Source organism: Pseudomonas sp. XP2 (assembly GCF_053557975.1).
In genome coordinates, this window is sequence record NZ_JBNRIK010000067.1 from 1 (window position 1) to 1,083 (window position 1,083).

Annotated in this window: 1 protein-coding gene; it reads left to right on the forward strand. The window is 65.8% G+C overall.

The genetic code is table 11. The features are described 5' to 3' along the window. Positions 1 to 1,083 (forward strand): Ig-like domain-containing protein (locus ACK1VC_RS28905; protein ID WP_449118192.1); only part of this gene is annotated, 1,083 nt, incomplete at both ends.

A 1,083-nucleotide genomic window follows, 5' to 3' on the forward strand; every position in this document is an offset into this window, starting at 1 on the left:
TCCTGATCAACCTCGACCCGGCTGTGCAGCCAGGTGAGCAACTGAGCCTGGTGCAGACCGACCCAAGCGGCAACGCTTCCGCTGCCCTCGAATACGACGTACCGCTGACCACGGCGCCGACTAGCCCAAGCAACCTGGTCATTGATGCCGACGGCACCACCCTCACCGGCTCCGCCCCTGCGGGTACTCGCGTGGAGGTGCATGACGCCAACGGCACACTGATCGGTAGCGCCATCGCCAATGCCGATGGCACCTTCAGCATCGAGCTGAGCCCGGCCCAGGCCAACGGCGAACTGCTGGATGTGGTCGCCATCGATGACAGTGGCGTTTCCTCGTTGCCCGCACAGATCACCGCGCCGGACATCACCGCGCCGGCCGCACCGACCGAATTGGCCGTCAGCGCTGACGGCAGCGTCATCACCGGCCGTGCCGAACCCGGCAGCACTGTGCGGATCGTTGCCGCCGACGGCACCGAACTGGGTACGGCCGTGGTTGGCCCGACCGGCGTGTTCAGCATCAACCTTGCTCCGCCACAGGTAGACGGTGAAGTCCTGCAAACCACTGCGACTGATGCTGCTGGCAACACGTCCGTGGCCAGCTCCGTCACTGCACCGGATATCGACGGTGTGGATACCACACCGCCTGAAGCCCCGACCAATCTGGTAATCGGCCTGGCCGGCAGCCAACTGAGCGGCCGTGGCGAAGCGGGCACCACGGTGCAAGTGCGTGATGCCGCAGGCAACATCATCGGCACGGGTGTAGTCGGCGCCGATGGCCTGTTCAGCCTGACCCTGAACCCTGCGCAAGCCAACGGCGAAACACTGGACGTACGCCTGGTGGACGCGGCCGGCAACAGTTCGATACCACTGGAATTCACAGCCCCGGACATCACCCCGCCCAATGCCGTAACCGACATCCTGGTCGGTGCGGGTGGCGCGGCCCTGAGCGGTCGTGGCGAACCGGGCGCCACGGTCGAAGTGCGCGATGCCAACGGCAGCGTGATCGGCACTGGCGTAGTCGCTGCCAACGGTACCTTCCTGATCGACCTCAGCCCAGCTGCGCAGCCTGGCGAACAGCTGAACC